Origin of the sequence: Marivivens aquimaris (assembly GCF_015220045.1) — a bacterium.
GTDB lineage: Bacteria > Pseudomonadota > Alphaproteobacteria > Rhodobacterales > Rhodobacteraceae > Marivivens > Marivivens aquimaris.
On record NZ_JADBGB010000001.1, the window covers coordinates 2,805,056 to 2,822,237 of the forward strand.

Below are 17,182 nucleotides of genomic sequence, written 5' to 3' on the forward strand. Positions count from 1 at the left end.
TGTCGTGCTATATAGAGTGACCATGGACAAGGTCTCTGGTCAAAGACGCGCAGTGCCGCACCTTTATCCCCCAAGCAACCCGTTTGACCAGCGAATGCTGGACGTGGGCGATGGGCATAAGGTCTATGTAGAACAATGTGGTCGGCCCGACGGCATTCCCGTGGTGATTTTCCATGGTGGACCGGGTGGTGGCTGTAGCCCGACCATGCGTCGCTATTTCGATCCCAAAGTTTACCGTGTCGTGCTGTTCGATCAGCGCGGCTGTGGGCGGTCGACGCCGTCGGCCAGTGTGACAGCGAATACGACGTGGCACCTTGTGGCGGATACCGAACTGATCCGCGAAACGCTCGGCATCGATAGCTGGTATGTCTTCGGCGGAAGCTGGGGCGCGACGCTCGGTCTGATCTACGGACAGACGCATCCCGAGCGGGTTAAGGGCCTGATCCTGCGCGGTGTGTTCCTGATGACCCAGCGCGAGCTCGACTGGTTTTATGGTGGCGGCGCTGGGCAGTTCTGGCCCGAGCTGTGGAACCGCTTCGAACGCATCATCCCGCCCGAAGAGCGCGGCGATCTGATCGAAGCCTACCACAAGCGCTTGTTCGACGCGCCGATCCCCGAGCAGACGAAATACGCCCGTGCGTGGAGCAACTGGGAGAACGCGCTCGCGTCGATCGAATCCAACGGATTTTCCGGTGAAGCCCCAGGCGAGTACGCCCGCATCTTTGCGCGGCTCGAAAACCACTATTTCATCAATCACGGCTTCCTTGATGAGAAGACCGCGATTCTGAACAACATGGACAAGTTGCAGGGCATCCCTGGTTATATTGTCCAAGGACGGCTTGATATGATCTGTCCGCCGCGTTCCGCGTGGCTTGTGCACCAGAAATGGCAAGGGTCGCAGCTGCGGATGGTCCCGATGGCCGGTCACGCACTTTCAGAGCCGGGAATTACGCGCGAACTCGTTCGTATCATGGACGAGATCGCGCATCACTGAGCCGTTTACGTGGCTGATAAAGCTCCGTAAGCTGTGCGTCCGTGAGAGGAGGGCCTGATGGCACCGATCAGCAGACGTAAACTGTTCCATTCGGGTGTGGCCGCCGCGGTGCTTATGGCAACCGGCGTCGCAGTCGAAGCGCGTCCGCGTGGCGGTACGCTGAGGGCAGGTCTGTCGGGTGCATGGTCCACAGATAGCTGGGATAGCCGCACGCACGCCGGTGCCTTCATGATGGCCGCTGCGCACGGTGCCGTCTTTGATACGCTGACAGAAGTCGCTGCCGACGGCTCGCTGCGCGGTGAACTCGCGACTGGCTGGGAAGCGTCGGACGGTGCGCGCCAGTGGGTGTTCAACCTACGCCGCAACGTGCGTTTCCATAATGGTGCGCCCTTCACCGCTGACGATGTAATCGCGTCGATCCTGATGCACGGCGGCACGCTTTCGGGCGCTGCGCCGATTGCCGAATCAATCGCGCGGATCGACCGTTTGGACGACCATCAGGTGCGCTTTGTGCTGCACACGGGGAACGCCGACTTCCCGTATCTGATGTCGGACTATCACCTCATTATTTACCCGCACGCCGATATGCAGGCTGCGATGGAGCGCGGGATCGGCACAGGCCTTTACCGTGTTGAACGCTTCACGCCCGGTGAGCGGATGACCGCTGTACGCGTGAACGGTCACTATAAGGACGGCTCTGCGGGTTACTTCGACCGCCTTGATTTCTTCGGGATGAACGATGCCGCTTCACAGGCCGAGGCCTTGAGCCAAGGCCGCATCGACGTGGCTGACCTCGCTACTGTGGGTGCGGATCGCATCATCCAGACCGTCGGCAACCGTCACATCAATTTTGCGATGCCGGCCGATATGGCGCCGTTCGACGATGCCCATGTCCGCAAGGCACTGAAGTACGGCATCGATCGCCATGAGTTGCTCGACACGCTTGCCGGTGGGCACGGTACGATTGCCGCCGACACGCCCATCGGGCCTGCAAACCCTTATTTCGATGCATCTTTGCTGCCTGTCGGCTTTGATCCCGACCGTGCACGCTGGCACCTCGCGCAGGCGGGTGTACCGAACCTCTCCGTGGAAATCTCGGGCGGCGCTGCTGCGCGGCTCTACGCCAATTCGGCGGATCGTGCGGGGATCACCATTAACCCGGCGCTGGGCGCTGACTGGGCTGCCCGCGATTGGTCGGGCCGCGTGACCGAAGACTGGATGTTCAGCGCGGGTTACATGACAGGTGCCCCGTGGAACCATTCGCGCTGGGCGGACGACCGTTTCGACAGTCTTCTGCTCGCCGCGCGCGCCGAACTAGACACCGATCTGCGCCGCGAGATGTACCACGAGATGCAAGCAATTCTGCGTGATGACGGCGGGGCGGTGATCCCGATGTTCGCCGACTGGCGTCACGGGGTCAGCAAACGCATCGGTACTCCCGAGGTCATCGGCAACCTTTGGCACCTCGATAACGCCCGTATGGCGGAGCGATGGTGGATGGCATGAGCAAGTGGCTTGCAAATTTCCTTTTGCAGGCCTATATCGCCTTTCAACAGCGGCACCTTCGGTCACTGACCTGAGGTTCCACCGGGAAATATCGACGGGCCGCGAGCCCGTTTTTTTGTTTTTGGACTACCGATGAATGATCTTATCGCCAAAGCGGCAATGGACCGCCGTGTCGCAGAGATAATTACCCCTGTCGTTGAAGACATGGGGTTCGAAATCGTGCGCGTCCGGCTGACGAAAACCACCAAACAGACCACGCTTCAGGTTATGGCCCAGAAGCCCGACGGCACCATCGAAGTGGATGACTGCGGCGAGATTTCGACCGCGATCTCTGCTGTTCTGGACGTCGAAGACCCGATTATCGAAGCTTACGACCTTGAAGTGTCGTCGCCGGGCATCGACCGCCCGCTGACCCGCCTCAAGGACTTTGATCAGTGGGCCGGTTATGTGGCCAAGCTCGAAACCGATGAGCTGATCGACGGTCGCCGCCGCTTTAAGGGCGTGCTTCAGGGCACCGAAGACGGTGAAGTCCTCATCACTCTGGACGACCAGAAGGATGACGTGACCATCGGTCTGAAATTCGAATGGCTGTCGGACGCCAAATTGGTGCTGACAGATGAACTGATCCGCGAAGTACTGCGCGGTCGCAAGGACAAGGGCCAGATCGACGAGGCCCAGTTTGACGAAGTTGAGACCATCATTGATGGCGACGAGGAGTAACTGACATGGCAATCACCTCTGCCAACCAGCTCGAACTGCTGCAAACCGCTGAAGCAGTCGCGCGCGAGAAGATGATCGATCCGGGCCTCGTGGTCGAAGCGATGGAAGAGTCGCTCGCCCGCGCTGCGAAGTCGCGCTACGGCTCCGAGATGGACATCCACGTCTCGATCGACCGCAAGACCGGTAAGGCGACCTTTACCCGCGTCCGCACCGTCGTCGAAGACGAAGAGCTGGAAAACTACCAAGCTGAGATGACCGTCGAGCAGGCCAAGCAGTACATGGAAAACCCGCAGGTGGGTGACACGTACTCCGAAGAAGTTCCGCCGGTTGAACTCGGCCGTATCGCTGCGCAGTCGGCCAAGCAGGTCATCCTGCAAAAGGTCCGCGAAGCCGAGCGTGACAAGCAGTACAACGAATTCAAAGACCGCGTTGGCACCATCGTCAACGGTCTGGTCAAGCGCGAAGAATACGGCAACGTCATCGTCGATGTAGGCGCTGGTGAAGCTGTTCTGCGCCGCAACGAGAAGATTGGCCGCGAAGCATATCGCCCCGGTGACCGCGTTCGTGCGTTCGTTAAGGACGTCCGCCGCGAACAGCGTGGCCCGCAGATCTTCCTGTCGCGTACCGCTCCGGAATTCATGTCCGAGCTGTTCAAGATGGAAGTGCCGGAAATCTACGAAGGCATCATCCAGATCAAAGCTGTCGCCCGTGATCCGGGTTCGCGCGCAAAGATCGCCGTTGTGTCCTACGATGGCTCGATCGACCCTGTCGGCGCTTGCGTCGGTATGCGTGGTTCGCGCGTACAGGCCGTTGTGAACGAGCTTCAGGGCGAAAAGATCGACATCATTCCGTGGAATGAAGACACCCCGACCTTCCTCGTCAACGCACTGCAACCGGCTGAAGTATCGAAGGTTGTTCTGGACGAAGAGGCCGGCAAGATCGAAGTCGTGGTTCCGGAAGAACAGCTGTCACTGGCCATCGGCCGCCGTGGTCAGAACGTGCGTCTGGCTTCGCAGCTGACCGCTCTCGACATCGATATCATGACTGAGGAAGAAGAATCCAAGCGTCGTCAGGCAGAGTTCGAAGAGCGCACCAAGCTGTTCGTCAACACTCTGGATCTCGACGAATTCTTCGCCCAGCTTCTGGTTTCGGAAGGCTTCACCAACCTCGAAGAAGTCGCCTATGTCGACCTCGACGAACTGCTGGTGATCGACGGTGTTGACGAAGGCACCGCTGAAGAGCTTCAGGCCCGTGCTCGTGATTTCCTCGAAGCGCAGAACCGTGCAGCCCTCGAAAACGCCCGCAGCATGGGTGTCGAAGAGAGCCTCATCGAGTTCGACGGCCTCACCCCGCAGATGGTCGAAGCTCTGGCCAACGACGGCGTGAAAACTCTTGAAGACTTCGCAACTTGCGCAGACTGGGAACTCGCAGGTGGTTGGACCACCGTCGACGGCCAGCGCGTGAAGGACGACGGTGTTCTGGAACAGTTCGATGTCAGCCTCGAAGAAGCGCAGACCATGATCATGACCGCCCGCATCATGCTGGGTTGGGTCGATCCGGCCGAGCTCGAAGCTGATGAAGACGAAGAAGAAGTAGAGGAGGCAGAGGAGTAATCCTCGGAGACCTTGTAAATTGACACGTGGCGGCCAACATAAGAACAGGGAAGCGGACTCCGAGCGTAAGTGCATTGTCACTGGCGAAGTCCAACCCAAAGCAGGACTGATCCGATTTGTGGTCGGTCCTGACAATCAGGTCGTACCCGACGTGCTTGAGAAACTGCCGGGGCGTGGACTGTGGGTCACCGCCTCGCGCGATGTGATTGAAAAGGCGGGCAAGGGACAGTTCTCGCGCTCCGCCAAAATGGCCGTAACCGTACCGGACGCACTTGTAGACGAGGTGGAACGCCAGCTCGTCAAGCGCGTTGTCGATCTAATCGCCCTAGCTCGCAAGGCGGGCCTCGCGGTTTGCGGCTTTGAAAAGGTCAAAGGCTGGCTGGCCGGCGGAGAAAACGTCCGCGTTCTGCTCCAAGCGAACGACGGCTCAGTCCGCGGTAAGGCCAAACTCTGGACGCCTCAGGGCGCCCGCTATTTCGACTGTCTGAGTGCCGAGGAATTGGGTTTGGCTTTCGGACGGCAAAGTGTGATACATGGCGCGCTCGCGACTGGCGGACTCAGCGACCGTGTTGTAGAGGAAGCAGCGAAGCTGAAAAGCATGCGCGACACTGACGGCGGCAATGGGGCCACCGGAAAGGATAAAGAATCGACATGAGCGATAACGACGGTAAAAAACCACTTGGTCTCCGCGGCGGCGCTGGCAATGTGAAGCAAAGCTTCAGCCACGGACGCACCAAGAACGTCGTGGTAGAAACCAAGCGTAAGCGCGTCGTGGTACCGAAGCCCGGCGCGTCGAAGTCCGGTTCGGCCTCGCCGAAAGCCGGTGATCCTTCGCGTCGTCCGGCTGGCATTTCGGATGCCGAACTGGAACGCCGTATGAAGGCACTCGCGATGGCGAAAGCCCGCGAAGCAGATGATCAAGCCAAGCGCGAAGCCGAAGAACGTGCACGCGAAGAAGAGCGTGAGCGCCGTAAGGCCGAAGCCGAAGCCAAGGAGCGCGAAGAGCGCGAACGCGAAGAAGCACTTCGCGCCAAGGCCGAGGAAGAAGAGCGCAAGAAGCGTGAAGCCGAAGAGGCCGCCAAGCGCGACGCACAGCAGAAAGCTGCCGCCAAAGAGAAGCGCCAGCAGCCCGCAGCTGCATCGCAAGCTCCGGCTGACCCGTCGGTTGCACAAGCTGCCGAAGCGCGCGGTGCTGGTCCGACCGGTGCACGCAAGCCGGATCGCGAACGCGACAACCGTAACAACGACACCAAGCAGAACCGTGGCAAAGGCCGTGGCGACGACAACCGTCGTTCGGGCAAACTGTCGCTGAACGACGCACTGTCGGGTCGCGACGGTGGTCGTCAGCGTTCGATCGCAGCAATGCGCCGTAAGCAGGAAAAGGCCCGCCAGAAAGCTATCGGCGGCCAGCAGCAGCGTGAAAAGGTTGTCCGTGAAGTCCAGCTTCCGGAAATCATCACCGTTGCGGAGCTTGCCAACCGTATGGCCGAACGTGTCGCTGACGTTGTGAAGTCGCTGATGCAAAACGGTATCATGGCGACCCAGAACCAGTCGATCGACGCGGACACCGCAGAACTGATCATCGAAGAATTCGGCCACCGCGTTCAGCGTGTGTCGGATGCCGACGTTGAACAGGCGATCGATCAGGTCGAGGACAAGACGGAAGACCTTCAGGCCCGTCCGCCGGTTATCACCATCATGGGTCACGTTGACCACGGTAAGACCTCGCTGCTCGACGCAATTCGTAAAGCAAACGTTGTTTCCGGCGAAGCCGGCGGCATCACTCAGCACATCGGTGCTTATCAGGTAACCACCGACTCTGGTGCGGTTCTGTCGTTCCTCGACACTCCGGGCCACGCGGCGTTTACTTCGATGCGTGCCCGCGGTGCTCAGGTGACCGACATCGTTGTTCTCGTAGTTGCTGCTGACGACGCGGTCATGCCGCAGACCATCGAAGCAATCGCTCACGCGAAAGCCGCGAAGGTTCCGATGATCGTTGCCATCAACAAGTGCGATAAGCCGGAAGCCAACGCTGTGAAGGTTCGTACCGACCTGCTCCAACACGAAGTTCTCGTGGAAGAAATGGGCGGCGACGTTCAGGATGTCGAAGTTTCGGCGAAGACCGGCAAAGGTCTTCCGGAACTGCTCGAAGCGATCGCGCTTCAGGCTGAAATCCTCGAACTTCAAGCGAACCCAGATCGCGCTGCTGCCGGTGCTGTCATCGAAGCCCAGCTCGACGTCGGTCGTGGTCCGGTTGCCACCGTTCTGGTTCAGAACGGCACTCTCAAGCGCGGCGATATCTTCGTCGTGGGCGAGCAGTGGGGTAAGGTCCGCGCGCTGATCAACGACAAGGGAGACCGCGTCGAAGAAGCTGGCCCGTCGGTTCCGGTCGAGGTCCTCGGCCTCAACGGTACGCCGGAAGCCGGTGACGTGCTCAACGTTGTCGAGACCGAAGCTCAGGCCCGCGAAATCGCTGACTACCGTGCTCACGCTGCCAAAGAGAAGCGTGCCGCTGCCGGTGCTGCAACGACCCTTGAACAGCTCATGGCGAAAGCCAAAGAGGACAAGAACGTTGCCGAACTGCCGATCGTGGTTAAAGCCGACGTTCAGGGTTCTGCCGAAGCTATCGTTCAGGCGATGGAAAAAATCGGCAACGACGAAGTCCGCGTCCGCGTTCTGCACCACGGTGTAGGCGCGATCACCGAAACCGATATCGGCCTCGCCGAAGCATCGGGCGCTCCGGTCATGGGCTTCAACGTTCGTGCAAACGCTCCGGCCCGTAACTCGGCCAACCAGAAGGGCGTCGAGATCCGCTACTACTCGGTAATCTACGACCTCGTAGACGACGTGAAGAAAGCGGCCTCGGGTCTGCTGTCTGCCGAAGTCCGCGAAAACTTCATCGGCTACGCGTCGATCCGCGAAGTATTCAAGGTCTCGAACGTTGGTAAGGTTGCTGGCTGTCTCGTCACCGAAGGTGTTGCCCGCCGCTCGGCCGGTGTGCGCCTTCTGCGCGACGACGTGGTTATCCACGAAGGCACGCTCAAGACGCTCAAGCGCTTCAAGGACGAAGTCAAAGAAGTCATCTCCGGTCAGGAATGCGGTATGGCTTTCGAGAACTACGACGACATCCGCCCTGGCGATGTCATCGAAATCTTCGAGCGCGAAGAAGTGGAGCGCAGCCTGTAATCGGGCTGCCCACAAACCAATTAAAAAAAGGGACAGTCGAAAGACTGTCCCTTTTTCGTTTCGGAGTGGCGCTTGGTATTTAGTTACGTGCGATGGGCGTTCCTGCGAACTGGCGACCGTTGACCTCCACAACGATACGACCGTTTTCGAGAGCCTTAACGAAAAGACCCTGCACAGAAACGCAACTTCCTACCACGATGGTTCTGAGCATTTTGACACCTGTTTGCATGAGTGATGTCTTGTTCTACCGCAGGGTTATTGGGTGCGCACGAAAATTTCACGCAAATGACACAAATTATTTTTATCTTGCGTGATGATTTCTGCGTCGCAGCAAAGAATGCTGCTATGCAGCTTTGTTGACTGGCTTTCCAACGAACTGACGGTCCTCGACGCGGACAACAACACGTCCGTCTTCGAGTTGGCGGACGAACAGTCCTTGGACAGACACACAGGTGCCGATGGTGATGGTGCGGAACATTGTCCGATTCTCCAAAAAGATACTGGGTACATTACAACTTTAAGGAAAATCGGCTCTTCGATTAAGCAAGCAGAGGGATTGTTCCCTATAGCCAGTCGCGGAGGATCGGTATCAGAGGGATATCGGCAGGAGGCATTGGGTAATCCCGAAGCTCGTTTCCACGCACCCACTTCAGCGTCTGGCCTTCCTGTGCCTTCGGCGTACCGTTCCAACGACGGCAGGCAAAGAGGGGCATCAGGAGGTGGAAATCATCGTAGCTATGGCTCGCAAAAGTAAGAGGCGCCAGACAGGCGTCCCAGGTTTCGATGCCCAGTTCCTCATGCAGTTCGCGAATCAGGGCTGCTTCAGGTGTCTCGCCAGGCTCGACTTTGCCGCCAGGAAATTCCCACAGACCAGCGAGGGATTTGCCTTCGGGACGTTGTGCGAGCAGAACGCGCCCATCGACATCGATGAGCGCAACTGCGGAAACGAGGATGATCTTCTTGCTCACGAGCGATAGTCCGCGTTGATCCGGATGTATTCGTAGGTCAGGTCGCAGGTCCACACGGTCGAAGCGCCAGAACCAATGCCGAGGTCGACACCGATCACCAGCTCTTCGTTCTTCATGTAGGCCGCGGCTTCGTCTTCCGAATAATTCGGCGCGCGCCAGCCGTTCTCAGCCACGGTGATATCACCGAAACGGATCGACAGGCGGTCGCGGTCGGCTTCAGCGCCCGACTTGCCCACGGCAGCCACGATGCGGCCCCAGTTAGCGTCCTGACCGGCGATAGCGGTCTTCACGAGCGGAGAGTTGGCGACCGAAAGACCAACGCGCTTGGCATCGGCGTCATTGGCGGCGCCAGTAACTTGGATTTCGACAAACTTGGTCGCACCTTCGCCGTCGCGGATCACCTGATGCGACAGGTCGAGCATGACCTTGTGGAGCGCGTCCTCGAAGTCCGCATTTCCGGTGACGTCGACGCCCGAAGCGCCGGTTGCACCGATCAGCAGCGTGTCGGAGGTGGAGGTGTCGCTGTCGACGGTGATGCAGTTGAAGGTCTTGTCGGTCAGCTTCGAGAGGATGCCCTGAAGCGCCTCGTGGCCGATCTGGGCGTCCGTAAAGATGTATACAAGCATCGTCGCCATGTCGGGCGCGATCATGCCCGACCCCTTGGCGATGCCCGAGATCTTCACCTGCTTCCCGTCCACATCGATCGTCGCAGCCGAGCCCTTGGGGAAGGTGTCGGTGGTCATGATCGCCTTCGCGGCTTCAGGCAGCGTTTCGGCGGACAGGTTGCTCTGCAGTTCGCTGATCTTGGCTGTGATGCGGTCGTAGGGCAGGGGCTCGCCGATCACGCCCGTGGAGGACGTAAAGATGCGGTCTGTCGCGATGCCAGTTTGCTCGGCCACCGACGCGCAGAGGCTATTCACAGCTTCCACACCGTTGCGACCGGTGAAGGCATTGGAATTGCCCGAGTTTACAATGATGGCGGCCCGTCCCGCCTGCGATTTGCCGTTTTTGGCCTGACAGTCCAGCACGTTGGCCGACCGCGTGGCAGAGCGTGTGAAAACGCCCGCAACGGTGCTGCCTTCCGCCAGTTCGGCGAGCATCACATCGGTGCGGTTCTTGTACTTCACGCCAGCCATTGCGGTAGCAAAGCGGACGCCCTCGATAACTGGAAGTTCAGGGAAAGAGGCAGGAGCAAGTGGCGAGACGGGCATGTTTTTACTGGTCCAGAAGCTGGATGTTGGAGATCAGAGCGGGATCGAACTCGACCTCGCTGCGGGTAACGTCAGCACCTTCTTCGAGCCCGGCGACGTATTCGTCAATCGCAGCGGTCTGGATTTCGTTCGCAAGCTGGCCAGCGGTCTGCTGAAGCGTCGGTGCTTCGGTGTCACGGGTGTCTTCCAGCTTTACGATGTGCCAGCCGAACTGGGTCTGGACCGGATCGGAGACTTCGCCTTTTTCAAGCGAGGTGACGGTGTTTTCAAACTCGGGGACCATGACGCCAGTGCCGAACCAACCGAGGTTGCCGCCGTTGGCCGAGGTGGTGTCGAGCGAAACGTCTGCCGCAACGTCAGCGAATTCCTCGCCAGCGCCGAGGCGTTCGACGACAGCCTGCGCTTCTTCTTCGGTTTGCACGAGAATGTGAGAAGCGTTGTATTCGGTGGCCGGTACGAAGTCGGCGACCATCTTTTCGTAGGCGGCGTTCACGGCCTCTTCCGAAACGGCTTCTTCGCTCACACGGGCGAGCACTTCACCGGCGAGAATGGTGCGTTCTTCGTTTTCAATCGCGTACTTCGCGCGGGCCGGTACGTTCTCAAGGTCGTCAGCCAGAAGTTGCTGTTGAATCAGTTGGTTAAGAACACCTTCCCACAGCACGTCAGACGGAAGCTGCTGGTACTGCTGGGGCAGGGCGGAGGCTGCAATGATGATGTTGGCAACGGTGATGTCGGTACCGTCAACAGTCGCAACGACCGTGTCGGCGTTCACGTCCGCCGTTGCGGCTTCGGCAGTGTCCTGCGCTTGTGCTGCGGCTGCAATCAGAGCGACAGCGCTTGCCGTGGCGAATGTGGCAAATTTCTTCATTAATCCGTTCCTATTAAGGCCACGGAAGCCCGTGGCGTTGACAGTTTATGGCCCTCCCCCTATTTCCCTTCAAGGCTCCTGAGGGAGGACAGCTTGCCAATGTGTAGGCTTTGAGGACTGGGCCGACAAGGAACGTCCTCATCATAACGACGTCAACAAGCCCCGATACGAGGGCGCGGAGAAAACATGCTGGGATTCGGAACGCTTGCCAAAAAGGTGTTTGGCACCGCGAACGACCGCCAAGTTAAGGCAACACGGCCGATTATCGCAAAAATCAACGCGCTGGAGCCGGAGTTCGAAAAGCTTTCCGACGAAGGACTGAAAGAGAAGACCGCGGAATTCAAGGAGCGTATCGCCAAGGGCGAGAGCCTTGACGACCTGCTTCCCGAAGCGTTCGCAAACTGTCGTGAGGCCGCCAAGCGCGCCCTCGGCCTGCGTGCCTTCGATGTGCAGATGACCGGCGGCATCTTCATGCATCGCGGCAACATCGCCGAAATGCGCACCGGTGAAGGTAAGACGCTCGTCGCGACCTTCCCCGCTTATCTCAACGGCCTCACCGGTCGCGGCGTCCACGTCGTCACCGTGAACGACTACCTCGCCAAGCGCGACGCCGAATGGATGAGCAAGGTCTACTCGGCGCTCGGTCTGACGACCGGCATCGTGGTGCCGAACCAGCCCGAAGCGGACAAGAAGAAAGCCTACGCCTGCGATATCGTCTACTCGACGAATAACGAGCTGGGCTTCGACTATCTGCGCGACAACATGAAGTCCGAGCTGAACCAGATGATGCAGCGCGACCATTACTTCGCGATTGTGGACGAGGTCGACTCGATCCTGATCGACGAAGCGCGTACGCCGCTTATCATTTCGGGCCCTGCGCAGGACCGCTCTGACCTTTACATGGCGATCGACCGTGTGATCCCGACCCTGTCGGACGACCACTACACGATGGATGAAAAGTCCCGTCAGGTGACCTTCACCGACGACGGTAATGACTTCCTCGAACAGCGCCTCCGCGCCGAAGCGATACTGCCCGAAGGCCAGTCGCTCTACGATCCGGAGAGCAGCACTATCGTTCACCACGTGAATCAGGCGCTGCGTGCCCACAAGCTGTTCCAGCGCGACAAGGACTACATCGTTCGCGACGGCAAAGAGATTGTCCTCATCGACGAATTCACCGGCCGCATGATGTCCGGCCGCCGTCTGTCGGACGGTCTGCACCAAGCGATCGAAGCCAAGGAAAACGTGGCGATCCAGCCGGAAAACGTGACCCTCGCCTCGGTGACCTTCCAGAACTACTTCCGCCTTTACGACAAGCTCGCCGGCATGACCGGTACTGCAATGACCGAGGCTGACGAATTCGCCGAAATTTACGGCCTCGGCGTGGTCGACATTCCGACCAACCGTCCGGTCCAGCGCCTCGACGAGCACGACCAGGTGTATCGTACGGCGCAGGAAAAGTTCGGCGCGATCGTCAAAGAGATCGAGAAAGCCCACGAGACCGGTCAACCGGTGCTGGTCGGTACGACCTCGATCGACAAGTCCGAATACCTGTCGACCCTGTTGAAAAATGCAGGCGTGCCGCACAACGTTCTGAACGCGCGCCAGCACGAGCAGGAAGCGCAGATCGTGGCTGACGCTGGTAAGATGGGCGCCGTCACTATCGCGACCAACATGGCTGGCCGTGGTACCGACATCAAACTCGGCGGCAACGTCGAGATGAAGGTGATGGACGCAATTGCAGCCAGCCCCGAAGCCGACCCCGATGAAGTCCGCCGCCAGATCGAAGCAGAACACGCCTCGGCCGAGCAGGAAGTCAAAGACGCGGGCGGTCTGTTCGTTCTCGCGACCGAGCGTCACGAATCCCGCCGTATCGACAACCAGCTGCGCGGTCGTTCGGGCCGTCAGGGTGACCCCGGCCGTTCGGTGTTCTTCCTGTCGCTCGAAGACGACCTGATGCGCATTTTCGGCTCCGACCGTCTGGACAAGGTCCTGTCGGGTCTAGGCATGAAAGAGGGCGAAGCGATCATCCACCCGTGGGTGAACAAGACGCTCGAACGCGCACAGGCGAAGGTCGAAGGCCGCAACTTCGACATTCGTAAGCAGCTTCTGAAGTTCGACGACGTGATGAACGATCAGCGTAAGGTGATCTTCCGCCAGCGTCGTGAAATCATGGAAAACCATAACCTCTCCGAGACCGTCAAAGACATGCGTCACGACGTGATCGAGGATCTGGTCGACCAGTACGTCCCCGAGCGTTCCTACGCTGATCAGTGGGATATGCAGGGGCTCTATGCTGCTGTGATCGAAAAGCTGGGCATCGACATGCCGGTCATCCAGTGGGCCGAAGAAGACGGCGTTGACGATGAAGTCGTCCGTGATCGCCTCGTCGAAGCCGCTGACAAGATGATGGCCGAGAAGGAAGAAGCCTTTGGCTTCGACACCATGCGCAACATCGAGAAGCAGATCCTTCTGCAGACCATTGATGGCAAATGGCGTGAACACCTTCTGCGTCTCGAACACCTGCGTTCGGTCGTTGGTTTCCGTGGCTACGCGCAACGCGATCCGCTGAATGAATACAAGACCGAAGCCTTCCAGCTGTTCGAAAGCCTGCTCGAGTCGCTCCGTGAGGAAGTGACCCAGAAGCTGTCGCGCGTTCAGCCGATGACCAAGGAACAGCAGGAAGAACTGCTCAAGCGCTACATTCAGCAGCAGCGTGAGGCGCAAGCGGGTGCGGCTGCTCCGGCACCGACACCTGCCGCTGAGGCTCCGGCAGCCGAGGCACGTCCGGGTTTTGATGAAAACGACGAGTCGACTTGGGGCAACCCGAGCCGCAATGACCCGTGCCCCTGTGGTTCGGGCGAGAAGTTCAAGCACTGCCATGGCCGCATTGCCTGATCCTTTCGGTCTTTTGTGATTAGCGGGCGCCCCAGTGGCGCCCGTTTTCATTTGTGGGAACCGATTCCAATCGGATAGGTGACTTCAGCGCGATGGCATAGTTTTGCCCTGTTTCGCGCGACACGAGAGGCCGGAACGGTCCAATTCAGGGCAAATGCCTCATTTCGGCCCATATGTTTCCCACTCGCGGGCCTCTGGATACCACTTTTACGAGCGATCTTTGTCTGGAACGAAACGGCATTGATTGGGGGCGTTATGTCCTTCCTCCGCAAGACACTCACCATCGGATCGACCTTCACGGTCGCGCTGTGCATCGGCTTCGTGATGCAGAACGAAAACGCGATGGCGGCGAGGTTCGGTGAGGACACGCCGGAGGACTACACAGTCTCCATCCAGACGCCGACGCTCTGGGCGCCCGAGGTTGCGACCGCATCGTTCGAGCTGCCCGCGTTCGAGACCCCCGAAGTGCCGATGATGGTTCCGCAGTTGGCCGCCGCTGTCATGCCCGACGCTGCCGTCGGAGCGGCCCCTCAGGTCGAGATCAGCTGCACACCGTCGCTGAGTGCACAAACCGGTGACTTCGCGCTTGTGCGGCTGTCCCTGAATGCCTCGTGCTATCCGTCGACCGCGCTGACCATCCACCATCAGGGGATGATCTTCACCGCGACGACCGATGCTGCTGGGCAATTGCTTGTCGATGTTCCCGCACTGACTGAGCACGCGATTTTCATTGCGGAATTTGCGAATGGCTATGGTGCTGTCGCCATCTCGGAAGTGCCTGAGCTGGCCCAATACGACCGCGCGGTGCTGCAATGGAAGGGCGAGGCCGCTGTGTCGATGCATGCCTTCGAATTCGGCGCAGGATTTGGCGATACTGGCCATGTCTGGTCTAACTCGCCACGATCGGCTTTCGCAGCTGACGAAGGGCAGGGCTTCCTGATGAAGCTGGGCGATAACAGCGCCGAGAACGCGCACTTGGCAGAGGTCTATACATTCCCCGCTAGCGAACCTGGTCAGGAAGGCACTGTCGAGCTGAGTACCGAGGCTGTCATCACCGCCAACAACTGCGGTCAGGACGTCGCCGCACAGAGCATTCAGGTCAACGGCGCCGCGCTTCCCGATGCGGTCGATCTGACGCTACGGATGCCCGATTGCAGCGCGATTGGTGACATCATCGTCCTGAAGAACATGTTCCAAGACCTCCAGTTTCCGATCCGCTCATAACAGCCCTTCGGCTCGGAAGCTGAGCTCTGACGACTTGCCAATAATCAGGTGGTCATGAAGCGATAGACCGAGGACTTTGGCTGCCGCCTCGATCTGCTGCGTCACGCTGATATCCGCCTCGGATGGGGTAGGGTCGCCGGACGGGTGATTGTGCACGAGGATCAGCGCAGAAGCGTTCAGTTCGAGCGCACGTTTGACGACCTCGCGGGGGTAGACGGGCACATGATCGACGGTACCTCGCGCCTGTTCTTCATCGGCTATCAGCACGTTCTTTCGATCGAGAAACAGGATGCGGAACTGCTCGATCTCTCTGTGCGCCATCACGGTGTGGCAGTAGTCCAGCACAGCGTCCCAACTGCTGATGACGGCGCGCTGCATGACCTTAGCTCGGGCTAGACGCTGTGCGGCTGCCTCAACGATCTTCAGTTCGCAAACCACGGCCTCACCCACGCCGTTGATGCCACGTAGCTGAGCATCGGGCGCGGCTATCACCCGACCGAAGTCGCCGAAGTGCTCAATCAGTGCGCGCGCCAGCGGTTTGACGTCCTGACGCGGGATGGCCCTGAACAGCACAAGCTCAAGCATTTCGTAGTCGGCCACAGCTGCAGAGCCGCCCTTCATGAACCTCTCGCGCAGACGTTTGCGGTGATCCCGCAGATAGGACGGAGCTTTGGCACCCGTTACGGGTACCTCATCAGAGGCTGCAAGAAAAAGGAGTGGCGCTTCGGCCATGTGGGGATGCTCGGTCATATGCAGAGCATCGCAAAAAGTACCTAATAAAGCGTAAAGGGCGATCCGAGGACCGCCCTTAGTCTTAGCCTTTCATGGAATCCCAGAAGCCTTTGACCGCCGAGAAGAACCGCGAGGTGTTCGGGTTGTTTTCGGCGCTCTCTTCTTGGAATTCGGCAAGGAGCTCTTTCTGACGCGCTGTCAGCTTGACCGGCGTTTCCACCTGCAACTCGATCAGCATATCGCCCTGACCGCCGCCACGGAGGGCAGGCATACCCTTTCCGCGCAGACGCATCTGGCGGCCGGACTGGCTGCCTTCGGGAATGCGGACGCGGCTGCGGCCACCGTCAATCGTCGGCACTTCGACGTCACCGCCGAGCGCTGCATCGACCATCGACACAGGTACGCGGCAGAACAGCGTCGCGCCGTCGCGTTGGAACAGCGAATGCTCTGCGACCTCGATAAAGATATAGAGATCGCCGGTTGGTCCGCCACGCATACCGGCCTCACCTTCGCCAGCGAGGCGAATGCGGGTGCCGGTTTCGACGCCAGCCGGAATATTGACCGAGAGCGATTTCTCTTTCTCAACACGTCCCGCACCGTGACAGACCTTGCACGGGTTCTTGATGATCTGGCCGTTGCCGTTACAGGTCGGGCAGGTGCGCTCTACGGTAAAGAAGCCCTGCTGCGCACGGACCTTACCCATGCCCGAACAGGTCGGACAGGTGACGGGCTCGCTGCCGCCTTCGGCGCCGGTGCCGTCACAGGAGCCACAGGCCACTGCCGTCGGTACACGGATCGTCTTCTGGCTACCCGTGTAGGCTTCTTCGAGCGAGATACCGAGGTTGTAGCGCAGGTCGTTACCACGCTGAGCGCGCGGACGTCCGCCACCACCACGGCCACCCATGAAGTCGCCGAACAGATCGTCGAAGACGTCCGAGAAAGCAGATGCAAAGTCGCCATTTCCACCGCGGTATCCGCCGCCTGCGCCCGGATGTCCGCCCATACCGCCGTCGAATGCCGCGTGACCGTAGCGGTCGTATGCAGCTTTCTTTTCGGGGTCTTTCAGGACGTCGTAGGCTTCGTTCGCTTCTTTGAACTGCGATTCGGCGTCGGGATTGTCCGCATTGCGGTCAGGGTGGAGTTCCTTGGCTTTTTTACGATAGCCCTTTTTGATTTCCTCAGCGGTCGCGCCTTTGGAAATGCCGAGCACTTCGTAGTAATCGCGTTTGGACATTCGTTCCCCCTTAAAGGCAAGGAAAAAG

14 protein-coding genes are annotated in these 17,182 nt (G+C 59.3%); 8 read left to right on the plus strand and 6 right to left on the minus strand.

Going from position 1 to position 17,182, the window contains the following annotated elements; translation table 11 throughout:
- The first annotated feature begins 22 nt into the window (after positions 1–22).
- The 6 genes from pip (at position 23) to infB (ending at position 8,019) form a co-directional block, all read left to right on the plus strand.
- Positions 23–994, plus strand: coding sequence for a prolyl aminopeptidase (gene pip / locus IF204_RS13845; RefSeq protein ID WP_194097687.1), 972 nt, complete (start codon positions 23–25; stop codon positions 992–994).
- Positions 995–1,051: 57 nt separating this feature from the next.
- Positions 1,052–2,500 (plus strand): ABC transporter substrate-binding protein, encoded by a 1,449-nt coding sequence (locus tag IF204_RS13850; protein WP_194097688.1) that lies wholly within the window; start codon positions 1,052–1,054, stop codon positions 2,498–2,500.
- Positions 2,501–2,632: 132 nt separating this feature from the next.
- Positions 2,633–3,220: a ribosome maturation factor RimP gene (rimP, locus tag IF204_RS13855; protein WP_194097689.1), complete on the plus strand. Its 588-nt coding sequence runs from the start codon at positions 2,633–2,635 to the stop codon at positions 3,218–3,220.
- Between the two features lie 5 nt (positions 3,221–3,225).
- Entirely contained in the window at positions 3,226–4,833 is a 1,608-nt protein-coding gene (nusA, locus tag IF204_RS13860; RefSeq protein WP_194097690.1) for a transcription termination factor NusA, read from the plus strand.
- A 19-nt stretch (positions 4,834–4,852) separates the two neighbouring features.
- Entirely contained in the window at positions 4,853–5,488 is a 636-nt protein-coding gene (locus IF204_RS13865; RefSeq protein WP_194097691.1) for an RNA-binding protein, read from the plus strand.
- Positions 5,485–8,019 (plus strand): translation initiation factor IF-2, encoded by a 2,535-nt coding sequence (gene infB / locus IF204_RS13870; protein ID WP_194097692.1) that lies wholly within the window; start codon positions 5,485–5,487, stop codon positions 8,017–8,019. Before IF204_RS13865 ends, infB begins: the two co-directional genes overlap by 4 nt.
- Before the next feature lie 343 nt (positions 8,020–8,362).
- Here infB and IF204_RS20230 read toward each other — a convergent pair whose 3' ends face one another.
- The 4 genes from IF204_RS20230 to IF204_RS13885 form a co-directional block, all read right to left on the minus strand.
- Positions 8,363–8,497 carry a hypothetical protein gene (locus tag IF204_RS20230; protein ID WP_265588444.1) on the minus strand — a complete coding sequence of 45 codons (135 nt, stop codon included), beginning with the start codon at positions 8,495–8,497 and terminating at the stop codon, positions 8,363–8,365.
- Between the two features lie 85 nt (positions 8,498–8,582).
- A complete protein-coding gene (gene mutT / locus IF204_RS13875) occupies positions 8,583–8,987 on the minus strand; it encodes an 8-oxo-dGTP diphosphatase MutT (protein WP_322743288.1) in 405 nt (134 codons plus the stop codon).
- The gene (gene argJ / locus IF204_RS13880) at positions 8,984–10,198 is read right to left on the minus strand and encodes a bifunctional glutamate N-acetyltransferase/amino-acid acetyltransferase ArgJ (RefSeq protein WP_194097693.1); all 1,215 of its coding nucleotides are present in this window, start codon (positions 10,196–10,198) and stop codon (positions 8,984–8,986) included. Before argJ ends, mutT begins: the two co-directional genes overlap by 4 nt.
- Before the next feature lie 4 nt (positions 10,199–10,202).
- The gene (locus IF204_RS13885) at positions 10,203–11,066 is read right to left on the minus strand and encodes a peptidylprolyl isomerase (protein WP_194097694.1); all 864 of its coding nucleotides are present in this window, start codon (positions 11,064–11,066) and stop codon (positions 10,203–10,205) included.
- A 186-nt stretch (positions 11,067–11,252) separates the two neighbouring features.
- Between IF204_RS13885 and secA the strand changes: the two genes are divergently transcribed.
- Together secA and IF204_RS13895 are read left to right on the plus strand one after the other, a co-directional pair.
- Positions 11,253–13,964 carry a preprotein translocase subunit SecA gene (gene secA, locus IF204_RS13890; RefSeq protein WP_194097695.1) on the plus strand — a complete coding sequence of 904 codons (2,712 nt, stop codon included), beginning with the start codon at positions 11,253–11,255 and terminating at the stop codon, positions 13,962–13,964.
- A 255-nt stretch (positions 13,965–14,219) separates the two neighbouring features.
- Positions 14,220–15,188 (plus strand): hypothetical protein, encoded by a 969-nt coding sequence (locus IF204_RS13895; protein ID WP_194097696.1) that lies wholly within the window; start codon positions 14,220–14,222, stop codon positions 15,186–15,188.
- Here the strand turns inward: IF204_RS13895 and radC are convergent.
- Together radC and dnaJ are read right to left on the minus strand one after the other, a co-directional pair.
- Positions 15,183–15,938, minus strand: coding sequence for a RadC family protein (gene radC / locus IF204_RS13900; protein WP_194097697.1), 756 nt, complete (start codon positions 15,936–15,938; stop codon positions 15,183–15,185). The genes IF204_RS13895 and radC overlap by 6 nt on opposite strands.
- A 64-nt stretch (positions 15,939–16,002) precedes the next feature.
- Positions 16,003–17,154, minus strand: a complete 1,152-nt coding sequence (gene dnaJ, locus IF204_RS13905) for a molecular chaperone DnaJ (protein WP_194097698.1) — start codon at positions 17,152–17,154, stop codon at positions 16,003–16,005.
- Positions 17,155–17,182: the final 28 nt, after the last annotated feature.